The sequence below is a fragment of the Mycobacterium heckeshornense genome (assembly GCF_016592155.1).
GTDB classification, from domain to species: Bacteria; Actinomycetota; Actinomycetes; order Mycobacteriales; family Mycobacteriaceae; genus Mycobacterium; species Mycobacterium heckeshornense.
Genome location: NZ_AP024237.1, coordinates 3,688,768 through 3,706,065, shown reverse-complemented (window position 1 = coordinate 3,706,065; position 17,298 = coordinate 3,688,768). Strand labels below are relative to the sequence as shown.

The window sequence follows — 17,298 nt, the reverse complement described above, 5'->3', positions numbered from 1 at the left end:
CCGCACGTGCAGGCGGTGATCACGAGAACCGCCAGGAGGCGTGGAATTGAGCGATTACGTATCGGTCGATTTCTTCACCGACGCATCTTTGATTCCCGATCCGTATCCATACTTCGACTACCTGCGCTCGAAATGCCCGGTCCTGCCCGAGCCCCATCATCGCGTGGTCGCCGTCACCGGATACAACGAAGCCCTCGCGGTCTACAAAGAACCAGCATTTTCGTCGTGTGTCTCGGTTGCAGGCCCATTTTCCGGCCTGCCGCCGCAGCCCGCTGGCAGCGACATCGACGATTTGATCGAGCAGCGCCGTGGGCAAATCCCGATGAGCGAACACATCGTCACCCAAGACCCGCCTCTGCACACTCGGACCCGGGGACTGCTGAGCCGCCTGCTAACCCCGAAGCGGCTGAAGGAAAACGAAGACTTCATGTGGCAGCTCGCCGACCGCCAACTCGACGAATTCCTGTCGCGTGGTCGGTGTGAGTTCTTGGACGACTATGCCAGACCGTTCACCGGGTTGGTCATCGCCGATCTGCTCGGAATCCCGGCGGAGGATCATGAAGAATTCCGCGCAGTGTTTTCTGACTCAGTTGTGGGTGCGATTGACGACGATTCAGTGTCTCGCACCCATAATCCGCTGGAATGGCTGGAAGACAAGTTCACCGCGTATGTCGCTGACCGTCGGCGTGAGCCGCGCGGGGATGTGCTGACCGAGCTGGCGCTGGCGAGATATCCGGACGGCACCAGCCCGAGAATCATTGACGTCGTACGCCTGGCCACCTTCTTGTTCGCAGCAGGACAAGAAACCACCACGAAGCTGCTCAGTTTCGGGATGCGCATCATTGCCGAACACCGCGAGTTCCAAGCCCTTCTGCGCGAGGATCGTGACCGCATCCCGAACTTCATCGAAGAGACGCTGCGGATGGAAAGCCCGGTGAAGTCTCACTTCCGCTTGGCCCGTACATCGATATCAATCGGGGACGTGCCGATCAACGCCGGAAGCACAGTGATGTTACTGCCGGGGGCAAGCAATCGCGACCCACGAAAGTTTGCGAAGCCGAACGAGTTTCGCTTGGATCGTCCCAACGTCCGTGAACACGTGGCGTTCGGACGTGGCAACCACTCCTGCCCCGGCGCGCCCCTTGCCCGCGCAGAGGCGCGAATCTCGTTTAACCGGATCCTTGACCGGATGTCCGAAATCGCGATTTCCGAAGTCAGGCACGGACCGGCTGGCGCGCGCCGCTATACCTACGAACCGACCTGGCAGATGCGGGGCCTAACGGAGTTGCATCTTGAGTTCACTGCTGTGCGGTGACTGTCGCCTAAGTCCCGTTCGGGCTCAGCGTCATCGTGCCAGCCGCGTTGCGTTGCCGACCGGAATTGCCACCCGGGTGGTGGGCCGAGTCGCTTTTCTGGTAAGGCTCGAGTGGACGTGTGTGACGAATGAAATCAGCGTGATGGTCCGGCGCCTGGGCGCGGTGTCGGCATCAGCGCTCGATCTGGCGGCGGTTGCGCTCGCTGATCTCGGCGTAACGGGCGGCGAGATCAGCGGTGTCGGTCTGCTGGGCGCCGGCGATGGCCTGCTCGGCGGCCAGCGCGGGTCGGGTGACAGCGTCTGAGCCGGTGACGTAGATCTGCTTGAGCGCAGCCATGGTTGGTCCGGGCACCTCGGCGATCTGCGCCGCCAATGCAAGGGCCCGGTCCAGCAGGCCGTCGTGGGGGACGACCTCGGTCACCAGCCCGATCCGCTCGGCTCGGGCAGCGTCGACAACTTCGCCGGTCATCGACAGCCGTCGCGCCGTCGCCGCGCCGACCAGCTGAGGTAGGCGGGCGGTCATTCCGCCGCCGGGGAGGATGCCGACGCGGACGTGGGTATCGGCGAATACCGCACGCTCGGATGCCACCAAAAAATCGCAGCCCAGCGCCATTTCGAGTCCTCCGGTGAACACCGGGCCATTGATCGCCCCGATCACCGGGGTGGCCATTTCGGCCACTCGCGTGATGCAGTTGTGCGTGCGGTAGCGCTCGAAGTACGACATGCCTTCGTGCTGCGCCTCCTTCAAGTCCACCCCCGCGCAAAAGGCTGGGTCGACGCCGGTGAGCACCACTGCTTGCACGGCCGGGTCGGCGTCAGCGTCGCACAAAGCCGCGTAGAGCGCTTCAATTAGCCCGATATTCAATGCATTTCGGGCCTCGGGACGGTTCATCGTCAGCACGCGAACCGCGCCGTCATCCTCGACGAGAACCCACTGCCGAGCGGTCATCGTTATCCCACGAGCTGGGCTGCCCGGTCGACCAGGTCCAGCAGGGGCTGCGGGAAGATGCCCAACAGCACGGTCACCGCCGCGCAGACCGCGATCGCCGCCTTGGTCCACGCGCCGGGAATCACGACGTGCGGGGCTTCGGCGGGTGGATCGGTGAAGAACATCAGCACGATCACCCGCACATAGAAGTATGCCGCGACACCGCTGGCGACCACACCGATGATCACCAACGGGACCGCGCCGCCTTGGGCGGCGGCCTTGAACACCGCGAACTTGCTGACGAACCCGCTCGTCAGGGGAATACCGGCGAACGCCAACAGGAACATCGAAAACAGCAGGCCCGCAATGGGGGACCGGCGTCCCAGGCCGCCCCAGCGGGTCATGTCGGCGTCTTCGTCACCGTCGTCGTTGCGGACCAGTCCCACGACGGCAAAGGCGCCCACCGTGCTGAAGCTGTAGGCGACCAAGTAGAAGAGCGTGCTGGAGACACCGGCCGGGATATCGGCGATCACACCGGTGAGGATGAAGCCAACATGGGCCACCGACGAATACGCGAGCAGTCGTTTGACGTCGTTTTGGTTCACCGCGGTGATAGTGCCGACCGCCATGGTCAGGATCGCGATGCCCCACAGCACTGGCCGCCACTGGTCATGAAGCGGCGGCAGCGCAACGTACACGACCCGCAGCAGGGCACCGAATGCAGCGACTTTGGTTGCTGCGGCCATGAAGCCGGTGATCGGTGTCGGCGCGCCTTGGTAGACGTCGGGAATCCAGGAGTGGAAGGGGACCGCGCCGACCTTGAACAGCAGGCCGACTGCCAGCAGCGCGACGCCGATCAACGCGATGGAGTCGTCGCGGTGCGAAGTGAGCCCGTCGCGGATTCCTGCCAGGGTCAGTGTGCCGGTCGCGCCGTAGAGCAGAGCCACGCCGTAGAGGAAAAACGCTGACGAAAAGGCGCCCAGCAGAAAATACTTTACCGCTGCTTCCTGGGACAGCAGGCGTCGGCGTCTGGCCAACCCGCACAGCAGGTACAGCGGCAGCGACAGTACCTCCAGCGCGACGAACATCGTCAAAAGGTCGTTGGCGGCAGGGAACACGAGCATGCCGCCGACGGCGAGCATGGTAAGCGGGAAGACCTCGGTCTGGGTGTACCCGGCCCGGATCGCTTGGCGCTCAGCCACGCTGTCGGGAACCGCAGATGCTTGCGGAGCGAAGAAATCCAGTCCCGCAAGGCGCGCGACGGCGGCAGCTCCCGGACCGATCGCGGTGCCGGTTGCGGCACTGCGCTCGGCGATGAAAAGGATGGCAAGCGCGCCCACCAGCAGCACGATGCCCTGCAAAACCAGGGCTGGACGGTCGACAGCCACCGCTCGCAGCACCGCGGTCTGACCAGAAGCCGAAATTGCCTTGCTCACCAGCACGTCCGCGACGAATGCGGCAACCAAACTTCCCAGCGTCAGGAGCACCTGGGTCGCGTAGCGGAGGCGTCGCGGCAGGAACGCCTCGACCAGCACACCGGCCACCGCGCCGCCGAAGACGATGAGCGCCGGGGACAGCAGCGAGTACTCGACATTTGGCGTGGGCATGCTCATCGGCGCGGTCCTTCAGCCGTTTTGTGGTCACCCACCGCGCTGACCGGAACCTTCGGCGCAGGATCATGCTGGCCGATGGTGGTCATGGTGTGACCGACCGCGGGATTGATGATGTCCAGCACCGGTTTCGGATAGAGCCCCAGAACAAGCAGCAACGCGATCAGCGGGGCGACCACGACGATTTCACGTGGCGCCAGATCACGGATCCGCTCGTTGCCCCGTGCCACGGGTCCGTTCATCACCCTTTGGTAGAGCCATAACATGTACACCGCAGAAAGCACCAGGGCGGTTGCGCCGAATGCTGCCGCCAGCCAGTAGCGGTTGAAAGTACCCAGCAGCACCAAAAATTCGCTGATGAACGGTGCCAGACCTGGCAGCGATAGGGTCGCCAAAGCCGCGACCAAGAACGTGCCGGCCAGCACCGGCGCCACCTTCTGCACACCGCCATAGTCGGCGATCGAGCGGGTGCCGCCGCGGGCGATCAGGAATCCCGCGAGCAAAAACACTGCGGCGGTCGATAGTCCGTGGTTGACCATGTAGAGAGTCGACCCGCTTTGCCCCTGGGTGGTCATCACGAAAATGCCCAAGATGATGAACCCAAAGTGCGAAATGGACGTGTAAGCGATCAGCCGCATCATATCGGTCTGGCCGATCGCCACGATCGCGCCATAGACCACGCCGATCACCGATAATACGACGATGAGCGGGCGGAAATAGGTTGACGCGTCGGGAAACAACTGCAGGCAGTAGCGCAGCATTCCGAAGGTGCCGACCTTGTCCATCACCGCCATCATCAACACCGCGGTGGCCGGTGGCGCTTCGACCGCGGCGTCGGGCAGCCAGCGGTGAAACGGCCACAGCGGTGCCTTGATGGCGAACGCGAACATGAATCCCAAGAACAGCGCCTTGAGCACCGTGGGGTTCACACTCAGCCGGCCCGACGACACAGCAGCGACGATCGTGCGAAAGTCGAACGTGCCGCCGATGTGCTGAGCGGTCACCACATACACTCCGATCACCGCGGCCAGCATGATCAGACCGCCGAACAGGTTGTACAGCAAGAACTTTACTGCGGCCCGCGATCTGCCGGCGCCCTGACCGAATCCACCGATGAGGAAATACATCGGGATCAACATCGCCTCGAAGAACACGTAGAACAGCAGAACGTCCAACGAGATCAACGAGATCAGCACCATTGACTCGACGGTCAGTGTCAACGCCACGTAAGCGTGCACAGCGCGACTGCGTTCGCCGCTTCGTGCCGACCGCCAGTGCGGCGGAGCTGGGCGCAGCGGGTCGTGACCATCGACGTCGTTCCATCCAGCCAGCATTAGCAGCGGCACCAGCACCGCAGTGAGCAGCACCAGTACCACCGCGATGCCGTCGACGCCGAGCGTGTAGCCCGCGCCGAAAGCCGGTATCCAGGGGTGCTTTTCGACGAACTGGTAGGGTGCACCGCCAGTGTCGAATTCGGTCGTGATCACGACCGCTATCGCCAGCACTGCCAACGCGAGGAAGAGGCCAAGCCATTTCGCCACTCGCTGCCACCCTGGCGGCGCCACGATCACCAGCCCGGCGCCCACCAGCGGCAGCAGCCACAGCAGACTCAGCCACGGGAAGGAGGTCACCGTCACCACAGCCGCACCGCCAGGATCGCAGCGGCAACCAGTGCCGCACCCGCGAATATCGACAATGCATAGCTGCGCGCGAAGCCGGTTTGCAAGCCGCGCAGCCGATCCGAGGTTCGACTCACCAGTGCCGCCAGCCCGAGGACCGAGCCGTCCACTCCTCTGTTGTCGACCTCGACCAATGCATTGGTCAGCTGCCCGCCTGGGCGCATGAACACCTCCTCGTTGAAGGCGTCGCCGTAGAGGTCGTGGCGCGCGGCCACGGTCAGTGCCGACACCTTGTCGGGTGCCGTTGCGGGCACCGGGCGTGTGCCGTACATCCGATAGGCCACCGCGATGCCGACCAAGACGACGATGAACGTCACGACACTGGTCAGCCACACGGGGGCGGGGCGGCCGGCTTCGTGCACTCCGACGACCGGCTCGAGCCAATTCCGGAGGCCGCCACCCATCACCAACAGACCGCCGGAGAACACCGACCCCACCGCGAGCAGGATCATTGGCCACGTCATCACCGCGGGTGCCTCATGCGGGTGCGCCTCTGGCTCCCAACGCTTTTCGCCGAAGAATGTCATCAGCATGACTCGTGTCATGTAGAACGCGGTAATCCCGGCGCCCAGCATCGCCGCCCCGCCCAGTGCCGGTCCTCGGATGCCGCCGGCGCCCAGGGCCGACTCGATAATGGCGTCCTTGGAGAAGAAACCCGCCAGCGGCGGCACCCCGATGATTGCCAGATACGCCAGCCCGAACGTGGTAAAGGTGACCGGCAACACGGTGCGCAGCGCCCCGTAGCGGCGCATGTCCTGTTCGTCGTTCATGGCGTGGATCACCGCACCGGAGCCGAGAAACAAGCCGGCCTTGAAAAAACCGTGGGTGAGCAGATGCAGGATCGCGAACGCGTAACCGGCCGGGCCCAATCCGGCGGCCAGCACCATGTAGCCGATCTGGCTGATCGTCGACGCCGCGAGCGCGCGTTTGATGTCGTCCTTGGCGCAACCGACGATGGCCCCGAATAGCAAGGTCACCGCCCCGACGACTACCACGGCCAGTCGGGCGTCGGGGGACAGGTTGTACAGCGGATTGGACCGAACGATCAGGTACACACCGGCGGTCACCATGGTGGCGGCGTGGATCAGCGCGGAGACGGGGGTGGGGCCCTCCATCGCGTCGAACAACCAGGCCTGCAGCGGAACCTGCGCCGACTTGGCGCAAGCGCCCAGCAGCATCAGGAGCCCGATCGCGGTCAGCGCTCCTCGTCCCGCGGCCGGCGCAGCGGCGAATACCCCGGCGAAGGAGAGGGTTCCGAACTGCGCGAACATCAGGAACATGGCCAGCGAGAGCCCGATATCGCCGACGCGGTTCATCACGAACGCCTTCTTGGCCGCGGTGGCCGCCGACGGCCGCTGATACCAGAAACCGATCAGCAGATACGACGCCAAGCCCACGCCCTCCCAGCCGACGTAGAGCCCGAGGTAGTTGTCGGCGACCACCAGCAGCAGCATGGCAGCCAAAAACAGGTTCAGGTAGGCGAAAAACCTTCTCCGGTCGGGGTCTTCAGCCATGTAGCCGATCGAGTAGATGTGGATCAACGATCCCACCCCGGTAATCAGCAGCACAAAGCAGATCGACAGCTGGTCGATCTGCAGCCCGAAGTCGACGTGCAGCCCGCCGACCGGTACCCAACTGAACAAGTTCGGGTGAATGGCACGGTCGTCACCGGGACGGCCGAGCATGTCGGCCAGCAGCGTCATCCCCACCGCGAACGACGCCACCGCGGCGGCGCAGCCCACCAGATGGCCGAACCGGTCGGTCGACCGGCCGCCCAGGAGCAGCAGCGCGGCACCCGCGGCCGGCAGTGCCACGAGCAGCCAGGTGAGATGTGTCATCGCGTGGCCCTAACCCTTGAGCAGATTCGCGTCGTCGACCGAAGCGGACTTGCGGGTGCGAAAAATCGTCATGATGATCGCCAGACCGACGACGACTTCGCAGGCGGCCACCACCATCGTGAAAAACGCGATCATCTGGCCGTCGAGGTGCCCGTGCATCCGGGCGAACGTAACGAATGCAAGGTTGACGGCGTTGAGCATGAGCTCAACACACATGAACATCACAATCGCATTGCGCCGCAAAAGCACTCCTGCCGCGCCGATCGTGAAGAGCAGCGCCGACAGATAGAGGTAATTCAGCGGGTTCATGACGCACCGTTCTCGTCAGAACCGTCACCGACCGTGCGCTGCTGCAGCACTTGCGGCACAGACAGTTTGGAGGGCGACCCGTCGGGCAGCCGCGCCGCGACGTCCACCGCGTTGTGACGGGCATACACGCCCGGCCCGGGCAAAGGGGTGGGGTACCGGCCGGAGCGGAAACGCTCGATCGCCAACTCGCGCTGGGTCTTGCGCCGCTCGAATCGCTCCTTGTGCGTCAGCACCATGGCGCCGACCGCCGCGGTGATGAGCAGCGCGCTGGTCAACTCGAACGCCCACAGGTAGCGGGTGAAGATGAGCGCCGCCAGGCCGTTGACGTTGCCGGCGGCGTTGGCTTTGGTCAGCCCGGCGAACGTGGTGGTTGTCGCGGCGCCGATACCGGCGATCAGCAGAATGCCGAATCCGACGCCGGCGATGGCTGCGGCAACTCGCTGACCGCGCAGCGTTTCCACGAGCGACTCCGCGGTGTCCACGCCGATCAGCATCAGCACGAACAAGAACAGCATCATCACCGCACCGGTGTAGACGACGACCTGCACTACACCCAAGAACAGCGCATCTTGGACCATGTAGAACACTGCCAGGATGATCATGGTCATCGCCAAAAACATCGCGGAATACACCGCATTGGCCGCAAGCACCATGCCCACGGCGCCGACGAGCGCCAGCGCGCCCAACACCCAGAAGGTGATCGACTCGCCGGTGGAGGTGCGGGTGATCGCGTCGGTGGCCAGCTCACTGGCCAGCACCGCCGTCACCGCACACCGCCCGTCGGCTGGTGTTCAATGGTCTTGGTACGCAAGCCTTCTGCGGTCACGTTTCCCAGGTAATAGTCGATGTCGGTGGCGCCCGGTGCCCGTGGATGTGGCGGTGGTGTCATCCCGGGCTGCAACGGAGCCAGCAGCCGGTCCTTCTCGTAGATCAGGTCAGCGCGATTGTCATCGGCCATCTCGTAGTCATTCGTCATCGTCAATGCCCGGGTCGGGCACGCCTCCACGCACAGGCCGCACCCGATGCAGCGCAGGTAGTTGATCTGGTACACGCGCCCGTAGCGTTCGCCGGGCGAATACCGTTCTTCTTCAGTGTTGTCGGCGCCCTCGACGTAGATGGCGTCGGCCGGACAAGCCCAGGCGCACAGCTCGCAGCCGATGCACTTTTCCAGGCCGTCCGGATACCGGTTGAGTTGGTGGCGACCGTGAAACCGCGGGGCCACAGGACCGGGTTGTTCTGGATACTGCTCGGTGATCGGCCGTTTGAACATCGTGGTCAACGTGACACCGAATCCGGCTATGGCGTCCCAGAATCTAGCCATGTGAACCTTCCTTGGTCGCTGCCACCAGGCCTTCGCCAGGCAGCGGCGGGGTCGGGAATGCGGCCTGGCCTGCCGGCTCGTCGGGCGGCGCCGCGGCACCCACCCGGGCATGCCCGCGAATTTCCAGGCCGGACAACGGTCGTCGCAAAAGCAGCAGCAGGCCGATGCCGACGACCGCGCTGGAGATCACCAGCACCGCTGTCCAGTGCGGATAGCCGTTGTCGCGCAGGCTGCGGACCACAGCCGCGATCATTATCCAGATCAGCGACACCGGAATGAGGACCCTCCAGCCCAAAGCCATGAACTGGTCGTAGCGCAATCTGGGGAGGGTGGCCCGCAGCCAGAAGTAGAAGAACAAGCCAAACCACACCTTGGCGGTGAACCACAGCACTGGCCACCAGCCGCTATTGGCGCCGTCCCACATGTTCAGCGGCCACGGCGCATGCCAGCCGCCGAAGAACAGCGTCGCGGCCAATGCCGAAACGGTGGTCATGTTGACATACTCGGCGAGGAAGAACATCGCGAACTTCAGCGACGAGTACTCGGTGTGAAAGCCGGCGACGAGCTCGCCCTCGGCTTCGGGCAAATCGAATGGGGCGCGGTTGGTTTCGCCGACCATGGAAATGAGATAGACGATGAACGACGGCAGCAGCAAGAACACGTACCACACGCGGTCTTGGGCGGCCACGATCTGCGACGTCGACATGGTTCCGGCATAGAGGAACACTGTCGCGAAGGCCAGTCCCATTGCGACTTCATAAGAGATCACCTGAGCGGTGGAACGCACACCGCCCAGCAGCGGGTAGGTCGACCCCGAGGACCAACCGGCCAGCACGATGCCGTATACCCCGATCGCCGAGAGTGCCAGGATGAACAGCACCGCCACCGGCAGATCGGTGACTTGCAGCGGCGTGCGATGACCGAAAACCGACACCTCGGGCCCGAACGGGATGAATGCGAACGCAGTCAGCGCCGGGATCGTCGAAATGATGGGCGCCAGCACATAAACCGGCCGGTCCACACCGACCGGGGTAATGCCCTCCTTGAGGGCGAGCTTGATCCCGTCGGCCAGGCTCTGCAGGTAGCCCCACGGGCCGACCCGGTTAGGTCCGTATCGCATTTGCATGCGGCCCAGGAGTTTTCGCTCGAAGAGGATTGCCGCCAGCACGGTCAGCACCAAGAACACGAAAACGGCGATCGACTTGGCCAGGATCAACCACCAGGTGTCGTGCCCGAACACACTCATCTCGCTACCCCGATTCGCACTACGTTGCCAACCGTGACGCCCAATTGCCGATGCACCGCCGACCCTGGCGAATTCAGCGGCAGCCACACCACATGGTCGGGCATGTCGGTGACCGTCAGCGGCAACGTGATAGCGCCGCGTTCTGTGCTTACGGTTACCAGATCGCCGTCGGCTGCGCCGATTTCGGCCGCCGATTCCGCTGACAGCCGCGCCACCGGGGCCCGTGCGGTACCGGCCAGATGCGGCTCGCCGTCTTGCAGGCGCCCGCCGTCGAGCAACAGCCGCCAACCGGTCAATATGGCCTCACCCGGCCCGGGCCGAGGTGGCTCTGCGACGGAAACGTCGGGGTCGCTAGCGGATTCGCCGTCCCACGGGCCCAGCGTCATCAGCTCGTCGCGGGCCGCCTCGACGGTGGGCAGCCCCAAGTCGACACCCATTTCGTCGGCCAGTGTGTCGAGAACTCGCAGATCCGGGATCGCTCCGGTATCGCCAAGCGCGGCGGGGAAACCGCGGAAGCGGCCTTCCCAGTTGACGAATGTCCCGGCCTTCTCCACCGCCGGAGCGATCGGGAACACCACATCGGCGCGTTCGGTGACGGCGCTGTGCCGCAGCTCCAGGCTGACGACGAAACCAGCGGCATCGATCGCGGCCAGCGCGGCCTGCGGGTCGACGAGGTCGTCGGGTTCCACACCGCCGACCAGCAGTGCGCTCAACGTCCCCTCGGCAGCGGCGGCGAGTATCGCGTCGGTGTCGCGTCCCGGCGACGACGGCAGGTCCTCGACATTCCAGGCCGCAGAGACCTGCGACCGCGCGACGTCGTTGGCCACGGGTCGGCCACCTGGTAACAACCCGCCAAGCGCACCGGCTTCCAGCGCGCCGCGTTCCCCGGCGCGCCGCGGCACCCACGCCAGCTGCGCGCCGGTGGCATCGGCCAAACGCGCCGCAGCAGTCAGCCCGCCCGGCACGCCGGCCAGTCGCTCACCGACCATGATGACCGCGCCGGGCTTGCGCAACAGCTCGCCGACATCGCCGTCTGCGAGCTGCTCGAGGACCGACGCCTCGGCACCCGGCACGGTCTTGACCAACCGACCCCACATTTTCTGCAGCCCCCGGCTGGCGAACGGAGCGATGGCGTAGATCGGCACCCGGTGTTTGCGGGCCGCCTTGCGCAACCGCAAAAATACGATCGGCGACTCGTCCTCGGGTTCAAAGCCGACCAGCAACACCACCGGCGCCGATTCGAGATCCGAGTAGCTGACCGTGATCGGCCTTCCCGCGACCCGGGCCGACAAGAACTGGGACTCTTCAGCCGAGTGCAGCCGGGCACGAAAGTCAATGTCATTGGTGCCCAAAGCGATTCGCGCAAACTTTGCATAGGCGTAGGCGTCCTCCCACGTCATGCGCCCACCGACCAGCACACCGGCGCGGCCACGGGCCGCGCCCAGTCCCTGCGCAGCCGACCCCAGTGCATGCGACCACGACGCGGGCACCAGCGTCCCGCTGGCGTCTCGGACCAGTGGGGTGGTGATGCGGTCAGGTTGGGTGGCATAGGTGAACGCCCACCTGCCCTTGTCGCAGTTCCACTCCTCGTTGACTTCCGGGTCGTCACCGGCCAGGCGGCGCAGCACCTTGCCGCGGCGGTGGTCGCTGCGCTGGGCACAGCCCGACGCGCAGTGCTCACACACACTGGGGGTGGACACCAGGTCGAACGGGCGGGCCCGGAACCGGTAGGCGGTGCCCGTTAGTGCGCCCACCGGACAGATTTGCACGGTATTGCCCGAGAAATAGGAGTCAAAAGGCTCATTGGCGTAGATGCCGACCTGCTGCAGTGCGCCGCGCTCGAGCATCTCGATGAAATTGTCGCCGGCAATCTGGTCACTGAACCGGGTGCAGCGGGCGCACAGAATGCAGCGCTCCCGGTCCAGCAGCACCTGCGACGAGATATTGATCGGCTTGGCGAATGTGCGCTTGACGTCGGTGAAGCGAGAATCGGGACGGCCGTTCGACATCGCCTGGTTCTGCAGCGGACATTCGCCGCCCTTGTCGCACATCGGGCAGTCCAGCGGATGGTTGATCAGCAGCAGTTCCATCACGCCGTGCTGGGCTTTGTCCGCGGCTTCCGAGGTCAGCTGGGTACGCACCACCATGTCGTCGGTGGCGACGGTCGTGCACGACGCCATCGGCTTGCGCTGGCCCTCGACCTCGACCAGGCACTGCCGGCACGCGCCGACCGGGTCCAACAGCGGATGGTCGCAAAACCGCGGGATCTGAATGCCGATCAGCTCGGCGGCCCGGATCACCAATGTTCCCCTCGGAACGCTGATCTCGACACCGTCGATCGTGAGTGTCACCATCTCAGCCTGGGCGACTTGCTTTGCGGCGTCGGCGTGCAGCGTCACGCGTCCTCTCCGTTCGGTGTCAGCATCGACAGTCGCGGGTCGAAGGGGCAGCCACCGCCCTCGATGTGAGCGACGTATTCGTCGCGGAAGTATTTCAGCGACGACGTCACCGGCATGGCCGCGCCGTCACCCAACGCGCAGAACGACTTTCCGAACAGGATATCGGCAATGTCCTGCAGCTTTTCTAGGTCCTCGGTCGTGCCCTTCCCGGTTTCCAGCCGCTCGTAAATCTGGCCGAGCCAGAAGGTGCCTTCACGGCACGGCGTGCACTTGCCGCAGGATTCGTGCTTATAGAACTCTGTCCAGCGCCGCACTGCGCGCACCACGCAGGTGGTCTCGTCGAAGATCTCCAGCGCCTTCGTGCCCAGCATCGAGCCGGCCTCGCCTACGCCCTCGTAATCCAGCGGCAAGTCGAGATGCTCGTCGGTGAGCAGCGGTGTCGACGAGCCGCCCGGTGTCCAGAACTTCAGCCGGTGCCCGGCCCGAATCCCGCCGGCATAGCCGAGCAGCTCCCGCAGCGTGATCCCCAGCGGCGCCTCGTATTGGCCCGGCCTCGCGACGTGCCCGGACAGCGAGTACAGCGTGAAGCCCGGCGATTTGTCGGTGCCCATCGACCGGAACCAGTCGACACCGTTGAGGATGATGGGCGGCACGCTGGCAATGGTTTCGACGTTGTTGATCACCGTCGGGCATCCGTAGAGCCCGGATACCGCCGGAAACGGCGGGCGCAGCCGCGGCTGGCCGCGCCGGCCCTCCAGTGAATCCAGCAGTGCGGTCTCTTCGCCGCAGATGTAGGCGCCGGCACCGGCGTGGACCACCATCTCCAAGTCGTAGCCGGAACCGGCGATGTCGCGGCCCAAAAACCCTGCGGCGTAAGCCTCGGCCACGGCGTTATGCAGTCGGCGCAGCACCGGCAACACTTCACCGCGCACGTAGATGAACGCATGGCTGGCCCGAATCGCATAGGCGGCGATGATGCTGCCCTCGATCAGAACATGCGGAGTGGTGAACATCAGGGGGATGTCCTTGCATGTACCGGGCTCGGATTCGTCGGCGTTGACGACGAGGTAGTGCGGCTTGGCGGCGGGACCTTGGTCGCCCTGCGGGATGAACGACCACTTCGTCCCCGTCGAAAAGCCTGCGCCGCCGCGGCCCCGCAGCCCGGAGTCCTTGACGGTTTGCAGCACCGCGTCGGGTTCCATGTCGAGGGCTTTCTGCAGGGCCCGATAGCCGTCGTGGCGGCGGTAGGTTTCCAGCGTCCAAGACTGCGGGTCGTCCCAGTAGCGGGTGAGCACCGGCGTCAACGGCGTGGCTTGGCCGGAAAAAGACGCCATCAGCGGCCCTCCCCGGCGGGTGGCGGTGGGGCCTGCATGTCGTTTTCCTTCGCGACGCGCAGACCGGCCAAGGTGGCCTCGCCCACGCCGCCCTGGCCGTCGTCGGGACGCTGGTCGGGAAAACCCGCGAGGATACGTTCGGTTTGACGGAAGGGACACAGCGGGGCGCCGCGGGTGGGCCGCGGCGGGTTGCCGGCGCGCAGCGCATCGACGAGCCGGCGCGCCGACTCCGGGGTCTGGTTGTCGAAGAACTCCCAGTTGACCATCACTACCGGCGCGTAATCGCAGGCGGCGTTGCACTCGACGTGTTGCAAGGTGATCTTGCCGTCGGGGGTGGTCTGGTCGTTGCGGACGCCGAGGTGGTTTACCAGTGTCTCGAAGATGGCATCACCGCCCATGATCGCGCACAGCGTGTTGGTGCAGACGCCGACCAGATACTCGCCGGTGGGCCCGCGGCGAAACATCGAGTAGAAGCTGGCCACCGCCGCGACCTCGGCGCCGGTCAGCCCCAGTTGCTCGCCGCAGAACTCCAGACCCGCCGGGGTCAGGTACGAATCCTCGGACTGCACCAGGTGCAGCAGCGGCAAGATCGCCGAGCGCCGATTGGGGTAGCGGCCGATGATCTCTTTGGCGTCGACCTCCAGTCGAGCCTTCACGTCGGGCGGATACGACTGGGGAGCACCCTCGACGACGAACTGCCCGGGCTCTTCGGGTGGAGGGCCCAGGTGCAGAAACACGGGCTCGCGCTGCGGGCCGGTCACCGGTCGACCCCGCCCATCACCGGGTCGATGCTGGCAACCGCGGCGATCACGTCGGCGACCATGCCGCCCTCGCACATGGCGGCCACGGCCTGCAGGTTGGTGAACGACGGATCGCGGTAGTGCACCCGGTACGGACGAGTGCCCCCGTCGCTGACCATGTGCACGCCCAGCTCGCCGCGCGGCGACTCCACCGCGACATACACCTGGCCCGCCGGAACGCGGATGCCCTCGGTGACCAGCTTGAAGTGGTGGATCAGCGCTTCCATCGAGCTGCCCATGATTTTGGCGATGTGTTCCGGTGAGTTGCCCAACCCGTCGGGGCCCACTTTCAGATCGGCGGGCCAGGCGATCTTGCGGTCGGAGACCATGATCGGACCGGGCTTCAACTTGTCCAGGCACTGCTCGATGATCTTCAGCGACTCGTGCATCTCCTTGACGCGAATCATGTAGCGCCCGTAGGCGTCACAGCTGTTCTCGGTGATCACGTCGAATTCGTAGTTTTCGTACCCGCAATACGGGTCGGCACGCCGCAGGTCGTAGGGCAACCCCGTCGAACGCAGGATCGGGCCGGTGATGCCCAGCGCCATGCACCCGGTCAGGTCTAGGTAGCCGATGCCCTGGGTACGGGCCTTCCAGATGTAGTTCTCGTTGAGCAGGTCCTCGAGGTCGCGCAGCCGGCGCGGCATCAGGTCGAGGAACTTGCGGATCTCGGTGACCGCGTTGTCCGGCAGATCCTGGGCCAGGCCGCCGGGGCGGATGTAGCCGTGGTTCATCCGCAATCCGGTGATCAGCTCGAACAAGTTGAGCACCAGCTCGCGCTCCCGGAAGCCCAGGAACATCGCGGTCATCGCGCCCAGTTCCATGCCGCCGGTCGCCAATGCGACCAGGTGTGACGAGATCCGGTTGAGCTCCATCATCATCACCCGGATGACGTTGGCCCGCTCGGGAATCTGATCGGTGATGCCGAGCAGTTTCTCCACACCCAGGCAATAAGCGGTTTCGTTGAAAAACGGTGACAGATAGTCCATCCGGGTCACGAAGGTGACGCCCTGAGTCCAGTATCGGTATTCCAGGTTCTTTTCGATCCCGGTGTGCAGGTAGCCAATACCGCAGCGGGCCTCGGTGACTGTCTCACCCTCGATCTCCAGGATCAGCCGCAGCACGCCGTGGGTGGACGGGTGCTGGGGTCCCATGTTGACGACGATGCGGTCGCCGGGATCCGCGTCGCGGGCGGCCCGCACGACCTCTTCCCAATCTTGGCCACCGGCCATCAGCACGGTTTCGGTCGGTTCGCTCATCAGTTGTAGGCTCTCCGCTCGTCGGGCGGGGGAACTTGCGCGCCCTTGTATTCCACCGGGATGCCACCGAGCGGGTAATCCTTGCGCTGCGGATGACCATGCCAGTCGTCGGGCATCTCGATACGGGTCAACGACGGATGTCCATCGAAGATGATTCCGAAAAAGTCATAGGTTTCGCGTTCGTGCCAGTCGTTGGTCGGATAGATCGAAAACAGCGACGGGATGTGCGGGTCAGCATCCGGCGCGGATACTTCCAGCCGGATGCGACGGTTGTGGGTGATCGACTTGAGCGGGTAGACCGCATGCAGTTCGCGTCCGGTGTCGTGCGGGTAGTGCACGCCGTTGACGCCCAGGCACAGCTCGAAGCGCAGCCGCGAGTCGTCCCGCAGCTGCTGCGCGACTTGCGGCAATAGCTCGCGGCGCACGTGCAGGGTCAGCTCCCCGCGATACACCACGACTTTCTCGATCGCATCGGCGTAGTCGACGCCATTGCGCTTCAACGCGTCGGCCAGGGTATCGACCACCTCGTCGAAGTAGCCGCCGTAGGGCCGCGGGCTGCTGCCGGGCAATGTGACCGCGCGCACCAGCCGTCCATAGCCGGAAGTGTCGCCGGTGTCGTGGACGCCGAACATGCCGCGGCGGACGTCGATCACTTCCTCGTCGCCGCGGCGCACCGCCTCATGTGGGTCTTGTCCTGGTGAGCTCATCGCAACAGCCCGCGCATCTCGATGGTGGGCTTGGCCGCCAGCGCCGCCTCTTCGGCTTCGGCGATGGCACGCTCCCGGTCGATGCCCAGCGGCATTTGCTGAATCTTCTCGTGCAGCTTGAGGATTGCATACAGCAGCATCTCCGGCCGCGGTGGGCACCCGGGCAGGTAGATGTCCACCGGCACGACGTGATCCACCCCCTGCACGATCGCGTAGTTGTTGAACATTCCGCCCGACGAGGCGCACACGCCCATGGCCAGCACCCACTTCGGCTCGGCCATCTGGTCGTAAATCTGGCGCAGCACCGGCGCCATTTTCTGGCTGACGCGTCCGGCGACGATCATCAGATCTGCCTGACGCGGGGTTGCCGAGAACCTTTCCATTCCGAAGCGGGCGATGTCGAAGCGGGGCGAAGCCGTCGACATCATTTCGATCGCGCAGCACGCCAGCCCGAATGTCGCCGGCCACAAAGAACTCTTGCGAAAATAGCCGGCCAGCGCTTCGACGGTGGTTAACAGGAAACCGCTGGGCAGTTTCTCTTCCAGGCCCACGT

The 17,298-nt window shown here is 64.8% G+C and carries 15 protein-coding genes; 1 reads left to right on the top strand and 14 read right to left on the bottom strand.

The features are described from left to right. The first annotated feature begins 46 nt into the window (after positions 1-46). Positions 47-1,315 (top strand): cytochrome P450, encoded by a 1,269-nt coding sequence (locus MHEC_RS17880; protein WP_048891316.1) that lies wholly within the window; start codon positions 47-49, stop codon positions 1,313-1,315. Positions 1,316-1,487: 172 nt separating this feature from the next. Here the strand turns inward: MHEC_RS17880 and MHEC_RS17875 are convergent, their stop codons facing one another. Genes MHEC_RS17875 through MHEC_RS17810 form a run of 14 tightly spaced genes read right to left on the bottom strand, consistent with a single transcriptional unit; the run spans position 1,488 to position 17,296 of the window. After that, positions 1,488-2,264: an enoyl-CoA hydratase gene (locus MHEC_RS17875; protein WP_048891284.1), complete on the bottom strand. Its 777-nt coding sequence runs from the start codon at positions 2,262-2,264 to the stop codon at positions 1,488-1,490. Between the two features lie 2 nt (positions 2,265-2,266). Then, the gene (nuoN, locus tag MHEC_RS17870; RefSeq protein ID WP_048891285.1) at positions 2,267-3,856 is read right to left on the bottom strand and encodes an NADH-quinone oxidoreductase subunit NuoN; all 1,590 of its coding nucleotides are present in this window, start codon (positions 3,854-3,856) and stop codon (positions 2,267-2,269) included. Further along, positions 3,853-5,484: an NADH-quinone oxidoreductase subunit M gene (locus MHEC_RS17865; protein WP_048891317.1), complete on the bottom strand. Its 1,632-nt coding sequence runs from the start codon at positions 5,482-5,484 to the stop codon at positions 3,853-3,855. The genes nuoN and MHEC_RS17865 overlap by 4 nt, the downstream gene beginning before the upstream one ends. A gap of 2 nt (positions 5,485-5,486) precedes the next feature. Further along, entirely contained in the window at positions 5,487-7,370 is a 1,884-nt protein-coding gene (nuoL, locus tag MHEC_RS17860) for an NADH-quinone oxidoreductase subunit L (protein WP_048891286.1), read from the bottom strand. Positions 7,371-7,379: 9 nt separating this feature from the next. Continuing rightward, positions 7,380-7,679 (bottom strand): NADH-quinone oxidoreductase subunit NuoK, encoded by a 300-nt coding sequence (gene nuoK, locus MHEC_RS17855; protein ID WP_003920764.1) that lies wholly within the window; start codon positions 7,677-7,679, stop codon positions 7,380-7,382. Further along, positions 7,676-8,434, bottom strand: a complete 759-nt coding sequence (locus tag MHEC_RS17850) for an NADH-quinone oxidoreductase subunit J (protein WP_275999416.1) — start codon at positions 8,432-8,434, stop codon at positions 7,676-7,678. Before MHEC_RS17850 ends, nuoK begins: the two co-directional genes overlap by 4 nt. Positions 8,435-8,442: 8 nt before the next feature. After that, positions 8,443-9,000, bottom strand: coding sequence for an NADH-quinone oxidoreductase subunit NuoI (gene nuoI, locus MHEC_RS17845; protein WP_048891288.1), 558 nt, complete (start codon positions 8,998-9,000; stop codon positions 8,443-8,445). Beyond that, on the bottom strand, positions 8,993-10,246 hold the full coding sequence (gene nuoH / locus MHEC_RS17840) for an NADH-quinone oxidoreductase subunit NuoH (RefSeq protein ID WP_048891289.1): 1,254 nt from the start codon (positions 10,244-10,246) through the stop codon (positions 8,993-8,995). Before nuoH ends, nuoI begins: the two co-directional genes overlap by 8 nt. Further along, on the bottom strand, positions 10,243-12,645 hold the full coding sequence (locus tag MHEC_RS17835; RefSeq protein WP_099869274.1) for an NADH-quinone oxidoreductase subunit G: 2,403 nt from the start codon (positions 12,643-12,645) through the stop codon (positions 10,243-10,245). Before MHEC_RS17835 ends, nuoH begins: the two co-directional genes overlap by 4 nt. Next, positions 12,642-13,979 (bottom strand): NADH-quinone oxidoreductase subunit NuoF, encoded by a 1,338-nt coding sequence (gene nuoF, locus MHEC_RS17830; RefSeq protein ID WP_048891290.1) that lies wholly within the window; start codon positions 13,977-13,979, stop codon positions 12,642-12,644. The genes MHEC_RS17835 and nuoF overlap by 4 nt, the downstream gene beginning before the upstream one ends. Next, complete coding sequence (gene nuoE, locus MHEC_RS17825) at positions 13,979-14,740, bottom strand: NADH-quinone oxidoreductase subunit NuoE (protein ID WP_048891291.1); 762 nt, start codon at positions 14,738-14,740, stop codon at positions 13,979-13,981. Before nuoE ends, nuoF begins: the two co-directional genes overlap by 1 nt. Continuing rightward, the gene (nuoD, locus tag MHEC_RS17820) at positions 14,737-16,038 is read right to left on the bottom strand and encodes an NADH dehydrogenase (quinone) subunit D (protein ID WP_048891292.1); all 1,302 of its coding nucleotides are present in this window, start codon (positions 16,036-16,038) and stop codon (positions 14,737-14,739) included. The genes nuoE and nuoD overlap by 4 nt, the downstream gene beginning before the upstream one ends. After that, on the bottom strand, positions 16,038-16,745 hold the full coding sequence (locus tag MHEC_RS17815) for an NADH-quinone oxidoreductase subunit C (protein ID WP_048891293.1): 708 nt from the start codon (positions 16,743-16,745) through the stop codon (positions 16,038-16,040). The genes nuoD and MHEC_RS17815 overlap by 1 nt, the downstream gene beginning before the upstream one ends. Beyond that, positions 16,742-17,296, bottom strand: a complete 555-nt coding sequence (locus tag MHEC_RS17810; protein WP_048891294.1) for a NuoB/complex I 20 kDa subunit family protein — start codon at positions 17,294-17,296, stop codon at positions 16,742-16,744. Before MHEC_RS17810 ends, MHEC_RS17815 begins: the two co-directional genes overlap by 4 nt. Between the last annotated feature and the right edge of the window lie 2 nt (positions 17,297-17,298).

What these genes read in the sequence shown, in the direction of transcription:
- nuoH (WP_048891289.1), bottom strand. Translation starts at nt 10,246, where the DNA reads ATGAGTGTGTTCGGGCACGACACCTGGTGGTTGATCCTGGCCAAGTCG.
- nuoK (WP_003920764.1), bottom strand. Translation starts at nt 7,679, where the DNA reads ATGAACCCGCTGAATTACCTCTATCTGTCGGCGCTGCTCTTCACGATC.
- nuoD (WP_048891292.1), bottom strand. Translation starts at nt 16,038, where the DNA reads ATGAGCGAACCGACCGAAACCGTGCTGATGGCCGGTGGCCAAGATTGG.
- nuoF (WP_048891290.1), bottom strand. Translation starts at nt 13,979, where the DNA reads ATGGCGTCTTTTTCCGGCCAAGCCACGCCGTTGACGCCGGTGCTCACC.
- MHEC_RS17815 (WP_048891293.1), bottom strand. Translation starts at nt 16,745, where the DNA reads ATGAGCTCACCAGGACAAGACCCACATGAGGCGGTGCGCCGCGGCGAC.
- nuoL (WP_048891286.1), bottom strand. Translation starts at nt 7,370, where the DNA reads ATGACACATCTCACCTGGCTGCTCGTGGCACTGCCGGCCGCGGGTGCC.
- nuoN (WP_048891285.1), bottom strand. Translation starts at nt 3,856, where the DNA reads ATGAGCATGCCCACGCCAAATGTCGAGTACTCGCTGCTGTCCCCGGCG.
- MHEC_RS17875 (WP_048891284.1), bottom strand. Translation starts at nt 2,264, where the DNA reads ATGACCGCTCGGCAGTGGGTTCTCGTCGAGGATGACGGCGCGGTTCGC.
- nuoI (WP_048891288.1), bottom strand. Translation starts at nt 9,000, where the DNA reads ATGGCTAGATTCTGGGACGCCATAGCCGGATTCGGTGTCACGTTGACC.